Source organism: Frankia gtarii (assembly GCF_025403375.1).
GTDB lineage: Bacteria > Actinomycetota > Actinomycetes > Frankiales > Frankiaceae > Frankia > Frankia gtarii.
In genome coordinates this window covers 42,401-48,803 of sequence record NZ_JAMPTM010000019.1, presented here as the reverse complement: position 1 = coordinate 48,803, position 6,403 = coordinate 42,401, and the positions used below count along the sequence as shown (strand labels likewise).

The 6,403-nt window shown below is 72.1% G+C and carries 5 protein-coding genes; 2 read left to right on the top strand and 3 right to left on the bottom strand.

Annotated elements, in window-relative coordinates:
* Positions 1-259 precede the first annotated feature (259 nt).
* On the top strand, positions 260-2,383 hold the full coding sequence (locus NBZ83_RS05630) for a tetratricopeptide repeat protein (protein WP_261574470.1): 2,124 nt from the start codon (positions 260-262) through the stop codon (positions 2,381-2,383).
* A gap of 18 nt (positions 2,384-2,401) precedes the next feature.
* On the opposite strand, the gene NBZ83_RS05625 is transcribed toward NBZ83_RS05630, so the two are convergent.
* From NBZ83_RS05625 to NBZ83_RS05615, 3 genes are all read right to left on the bottom strand, one after another.
* A complete protein-coding gene (locus tag NBZ83_RS05625) occupies positions 2,402-4,222 on the bottom strand; it encodes a hypothetical protein (protein WP_261574469.1) in 1,821 nt (606 codons plus the stop codon).
* Positions 4,223-4,424: 202 nt separating this feature from the next.
* Positions 4,425-4,814: a hypothetical protein gene (locus NBZ83_RS05620; protein WP_261564543.1), complete on the bottom strand. Its 390-nt coding sequence runs from the start codon at positions 4,812-4,814 to the stop codon at positions 4,425-4,427.
* 91 nt (positions 4,815-4,905) lie between these two features.
* Positions 4,906-5,520 carry a nitroreductase family protein gene (locus tag NBZ83_RS05615; RefSeq protein WP_261574468.1) on the bottom strand — a complete coding sequence of 205 codons (615 nt, stop codon included), beginning with the start codon at positions 5,518-5,520 and terminating at the stop codon, positions 4,906-4,908.
* 107 nt (positions 5,521-5,627) lie between these two features.
* On the opposite strand from NBZ83_RS05615, the gene NBZ83_RS05610 reads away from it, so the two are divergent.
* On the top strand, positions 5,628-6,290 hold the full coding sequence (locus NBZ83_RS05610; protein WP_261564540.1) for a TetR family transcriptional regulator: 663 nt from the start codon (positions 5,628-5,630) through the stop codon (positions 6,288-6,290).
* Positions 6,291-6,403 lie beyond the last annotated feature (113 nt).

Sequence of the window (6,403 nt, the reverse complement as noted above, 5' to 3'; positions counted from 1 at the left end):
GGGGATAGATTGTGTCCCACACTGTCACTTTCCGCAGCAGGACCGCTGCGGTCGTGGCGGTGATCGAGAGTTGGCCTGGCCGAGGGCAGTGGCGTGCCGGCGGGTGGCGGTCTGCATGGGTGACGCGGTGGCGCAGCCGCGCCGGGACGGCCCGGCGGGCGGCCCGGACGCGCAGGTATCCGCTCCGAGCGCGGCTGGACCGAGCGCGGCTGGCGCGCCTGTGCGCAACGAGATATCCGGCCGGACGGGCAGAGACGTCGTGCAGGCCCGCGATATCGGTGAGATCCACTTCCACGGGGCCGCGGTGCCCGCCGCGGGCGTGCCCGGACAGCTCCCCGCCGCGACGGCCGTCTTCGTGAACCGGGCGGCCGAGCGGGCGGTGTTCCACGACGTCGTCGGGCGGTTCGAGGAAGTGCCGAGCCCCCGGGTTGTCGTGCTCAGTGGCATACGCGGGGTGGGCAAGTCCGCGGCGGCGGCCCGGTGGGCGCACGAGATCCGGGACAGGTTCGACGGCGGCCAGCTCTACGTCGACCTCGGCCGGCAGTCGCGGCGCGGCGCCGTCGACGTCAGCGAGGTACTCGAGCAGTTCATCGAGGCGCTGGGCGGCGACCCGCACGACCATGGCGGGCGGCGGCGGGCGGACGGCTCGCCGGGCGTGGGTGCGGGCGAGGCGGCCCGGCTCAGCCGGTTGCAGGGCGAGTTCCTGCACCGTAGCGCCGGGCGGCGCCTGCTGATCCTGCTCGACGACGTGACGACGGCGGCGCAGGTGACGGCGGTCCTGCCCGCGTCCGCCGAGAGCGTGGTGGTCGTGACCAGCCACCGGCGGCTGGAGGGCCTGCTGCGGGACGGCGCCGAGCTGGTGACGCTCGGCCCGCTGGACGCCGACCACGGGGCCGAGCTGATCGGTGCGATGGTCGGCGCCGACCGGGTGAGCCGGGAGCCGGACGCCGTCGCCGAGGTGGTGCGGCTGTGCGGGGGCCTGCCGATCGCGCTGAGGGTGCTCGGTGCCCAGCTCAGGGCGCGGCCGCGGCGGCGGATAGCGGCCGTGGCCGAGCGCCTGCGCGACGAACGGCACCGCCTTGATCATTTCTCGATGGACGGGGAACGAGTGATCGAGGCCGCCTTCGAGGTCGTCTACGGAGACCTTCCCGAGGACGCCCAGGTGCTGTACCGCGTGCTGGGCGTCCATCCGGGGCCGGAGTTCGACGGCACGCTCCTTGCGGCGGCGCTGGGGCAGCCGATCGCCACGCTGGAGGAGACGCTCGATCTGCTCGTGCTGGCCAACCTCGTCGACGCGGACGAGACCGAGGGGCGTTACCGCCTGCCCGAACTGGTGCGGGTGCACGCGCTGCGCCGCGCCGAGATCGACGATCCCGCGCAGGACCGCGACGGCCTGCTGCGCCGGATGGTCGAGGTGTATCTGCGCCGCGCCGTGCTCGCTGATCGGGCGGTGCTCGGGCCGCGGCTGCGGCTGGCGGATCATCCGTGGCTGGCGGAGGCGGCGGCCGAGTTCGGCTGGTTCGCCGACCCGGCGGCCGCGCTGCGCTGGTTCGAGGCCGAACGACGCAACCTGCTGGGCTGCGTGCGGGCGGCGGCAAGGCGCGGCTGGGATACCGCCGTCTGGGTCCTGTGCGAGGCGCTGTGGGCCTTCTACTACAACCGCAAGCATTACGGCGACTGGATCGAGTCCCACGAACTGGCGGTCGAGTCGGCGTGCCGCCTCGGCCACACCGCCGCCGAGGCCAGGATGCGCAGCCAGCTCGGCCGGGCCCTCGTCGAGCTGGAGCGCTACGACGAGGCGCACGCCCAGTTCGACGCAGCGTTGCCGCTGACCCGCGCCGCGGCGGATCGGCGACTGGAGGCGTCGGTCGTGGAGTTCAGCGGGCGGGCCCGGTTCGAGCAGGGCGAGTATCCGGCGGCGATCGCGTCGTTCGAACGCTCCAGGGCGGTGAACGCCGAGATCGGCAACGCGCGCGGAGTCGCCCTGCAGACGCATCACCTGGGCCGGGCGCTCAGCCGGTCGGGCCGCCAGGACGAGGCGGTCGACGTCCTCACCGAGGCCCTTGCCGGCTTCGCGGCGGTGGGTGACGAGCGCAACCAGGCGCGGGTGCTGATCAGTCTCGGCGAGACCCACCGCGACCTCGGACGTTACCCGCAGGCCGAGCGGGCGCTGACCGAGGCGTCGTCGATCATGCGGCGGCGGGACATCCCGTTCCAGGTCGCGCTCGCGCAGGAACTGCTCGCGGACGTCGCGCGCCGCGCCGGCGACGAGACGGGGTGGCGGGCGTACCTCGAGGCCGCGTTCGCGACGTTCGCCGAGGCTGGGAGCCCGCGCGCGGAGCACGTGTGGCGGCTGCTCCACGGGGAGCAGCCCGGATCCTGACCTTGTCGTCACGTCCGGTCAGGACGTTCGGCGCGGCGGGTCGGCGTCATCGTCGCGCGGGCCGGCGGTGATCCGCGTGCGCAGCGCGCCGACGCGGACGTCGACCCCCCGGGCCAGGGCGTCGAGCGGCCGACCGCCGACCACCCAGGCGTAGACCGCGGATACGAGCGTCTCGGCTGCCACCGGGCCCGCCGACCACGCCAGCGGCCCGCCCGGCTGGTCGACCTGCCTAACCTCGTACACCTGCCCGTCGTGCTGGGCGGGTCCGACCTGGGGCGCCGGGCGGTGGCGCAGCCGTAACAGGCAGCGGCCCGCGGCGGTGACGTCGGCGGCGACGCGGCAACCCGGGTAGTCGGCCAGGACGCTCGCCGTCCACTCCTCGGCGGGGAAGCCCGCTGTCGGGGTGCGCCGCAGCAGCACGTCGGCGCTCTCGAGCATCCCGAGGTCGGACTCGGCGACGTCCACCGCCAGATGCACGTCCGCGTCCGGCCGACCAGAGTGCCCCGCCATGTCTGCGACCGGGAACCGGGATACTGCGACAGCCAGGTCGCCGGTGGCCGCCTGCGCCCGTATCTCGGTCGACACCAGCGCGGCGGTCGGGGCCCGCCCCTCCGGTGTGGGCGGATCAACGCTTCTGATCCGAACCGTCCGACGAGGCTCCGGCAGCCGCATCAGCCTGTACAGCAGGGAGCGCAGCGCTGCCAGGGACTCGCCCGGCAGGGCGAACGTGTCAGCGGCGAGCTCGGCGTAGCGGCCCGGGTCGTGCCCGCCGATCGCGTCGTCGATCTGCCGCCGCAGCGGGTAGGCCGGCGCAAGCACGGGCGCGAGGCGAAGCAGCCGGGCCGTGGATCCGGCCGGGTCCACCTCGGCGGGATCACCCGCGGCGAGTAGGACCGGCCGGTCCAGCGCCGCGGCGTACACACCGACCGACCCGTGGTCGCCGACGACCAGGTCGGCGGCGACGATCGCGGCGCGCCAGCCCTCCCGCGGCGGCAGCAGGAGCAGCCCGGCCTGCATCGCCTCGGCCAGCCAGCGCCGCACCTCGAACGCGCCGTGATGGACCCAGACGTTGGGATGGACTGCCGCGACCACCCGGTACTCGTCCATCGGCAGATCGGTGACGATGCGCGCCGGCAGCTCCACCGCCTGCTCCAGCAGCGACCCCTGCCCCCAGGTCGACGTCAGGACGATCAGCTTCTGGTCGGAGTGGACGCCCAGCACGGCACGGTACTCGCGGCGGCGGTGTCGGCTGGCCAGCATCCGGTCATAGCAGGGATCGCCGGCAACGACCGCGACGGGAAGGGCCTGCGGGCAGCTGCGGCCCAGCCGGTTCAGCTGCTCGGCGTGGGAGAGCACGATCGCGGTCGGCACGACGCGCCCGTCATGGACGAGCTGATCGTGCGCGAACCCGTAAACCTGTTTCCTGTTTCCTGTTTCCTGTTTCCTGTTTCCTGTTTCCTGTTTCCTGTACTTATTGTATCCCGCACCGTGTGGAATGACGACCAGGGGAGTGGACAGTAGATGCAGGTCGCCGCTGCGGCCCGCGGCCACCGCCAGGTCGAAACGGTTGGCCACCGCGCTTTCCCAGGGGATTACCCGGGCGCCGATGTCGGCCAGGAACTCCGCCGCACCGGGCCCGAACGGAGACCCGTCGATGATCGTGTACAGAATTCGCAGGCGAGTGTCGCCGAGAAAGGCCGGGAGAACGTCCAGCAGTCGGGTGAGCGCTGTGACGGTGTGCACGACGACCAGCACTGTGTGGGAGGCGACCCGCGTGGACCGGGAGACTCCCTCCGGTCCGAGGAGGACTTGGAGCCACCGCTGATCTATGGAGATCACCTCTCCTTGACGCAGTCCGGCCGGCCGGTGCGACCTGCCGGCCGGGGACTGCGTGCCGTCCGTGTTCGGCATACTCCCGGTGGCCAATCTATGCCGCCCGGGCGGGTGCCTTGTTGCTGGCCCGGGACATCTGGCCCCGGCCGAGAGCCGGGCGTAGGGGCTGTTCCCCCCGCGGTGGGCCGATCCGGCGGCGACGGGGCCGCTACCCCCGATTGCCGAAGGTGATGGGCCCGGAGATGTCGCGGGCCTGGACCACGTCGCCCTCGACGAGGGCCTCGCCACCGATCTGATTGGTCACGCTGTCGTTCTTTCCGGTGAAGGCGGACGCCTCGGCCGACCAGCGCCGCAGCGCCGCGGCGAACGTCGGATCGGAACCGGCCCGCTCGGACAGTTCCCGTGCTAGCACGTCGACGTCGGCGGAATTCAGATCATCGCGAACTATCCGTTCCTGAACCGGGCCCATACCGAACGAGCGGCGAACCAGACCGATCAGTGCGCGCCAGGCGGCGCTGCCCGCCTCGCTCGTCGTCCCCGCCAGTACGGCGGAGAGCACCGCGGCCAGTGCGGGCACGCTCAACGGATCGAGATCCATCGCCGCACCATATCGCCGGCGGGCGCCGGCGAACCGGACATTCCGGGACTGGGCCGTCTCGGCGTTGTGCCGGCGGCGAGGACGCACTTTGCTAGGCCGGGCGACCCCAGCCGTCGTGGTAGGTGATGTCCTCGACCGGGGGCCAGACGGCGGGGCGAAAGGTGTTGGTGGTCGTGTATGCGACGGCCAGCATCGAGATCTGGGTGACGTCGGCGGGGATGCCGAGAATGTCGGCTACCTCCTGCTCGCGGCCGATCAGGTGGTAGCCGACCATGGTGCTGCCGAGGCCGCGGGTGCGCAGGGCGAGCTGGAAGCTCCAGATCGCCGGGTAGGCCGAGCCGTAGTAGGCGCTCAGCTCCCCGTTGTCGCCGGTGGGGCGGCCCTGCATGCACGGCACGACCAGCACCGGGACGCGGTGCAGCGTGTCGATCAGGTACTCGCCCGAGGCGAGCGTCCGGGCGTCCACCAGGTGCCCGTATTTCGCCTGGGACTCGCGGCCCACCTCGCGGATCGGCGCCGCGATCTTCTCCCGCAGGGCCTGGTCGCGAACCACGATCCAGCGCAGATTCGAGCGCAGCATGCCGGCGGCCGGGGCCTGCTGGGCGATGCGCAGGCAGTCCGTCAGGACCTCGGGTTCCACCGGGCGGTCCAGATCGAGCTTGCGGCGGACCGAACGGGTGGTGGTGAGCAGGGTTTCGGCGTCCACGGAATCCTCCACTGAAGCCAGTACTTATCCCGTAAGCTTACAGGGTAAGTACTGTAATATCACGCCCGCCGACCAATGCCCTGCCAACCTCTTTTCGGAGGCGATCCGTGCCGCGTCAGACCCTGAGCCGGCGGACGGTTCTCGACGCCGCCCTGCGGCTTGCCGACGAGCGCGGCCTGGCCGATCTGACGATGCGCCGGCTCGCGGCCGAGCTCGGGGTGGAGGCGATGTCGCTGTACAACCACGTCGCGAACAAGCGTGACCTGCTCGACGGCATCGCGGCGCGCGTCTACGAGTCCGTCCCGTTGCCCGATCCCACGCTTGCCTGGGACGAGCGGTTGCGGTTGCTGGGTAATGGCACGTTCGCGGCGTTCGCGGCCCATCCGGTCGTGGCCCGGGCGGTGGTCGCCAACCAGGCCGACCCGCGTTCGGTCCGGGCGCTGCGCGTCATCGACGCGTTCTTCGGCGCGCTTCTCGACGCCGGGCTCGACGAGCCGACCGCCGTGCGCCGTTTCCGGTCACTGTCCGGGCTGCTGTTCGGCGCGGTCCTGGTCCAGACGGCGAGCCCGGCCGGAGTGCAGACGCACCAGGCCGACCTGATCGACGACTGGTTGCGCACGGCGGCGCACAGCGAGGAACTACCGCACCTGCGGCTCATCCTGCCCGTCATGGCGGCCGACGAATGCCGGCCGGACTTCGGCCCCGAGCTCGACCTCTTCATTGCCGGCCTGCGCCCGGCGCGCCCGGCCGCCCCCGCGCGCGGGCTCTGACGCGACATGCCGCTGTCGACCGATTCCCCTGGACGACCATTAGCGTAAGGCTTACGCTAAGCGCTTCCACTCTCCGGACGACGATGGGATGACGCCATGGACGGATCGGTAAC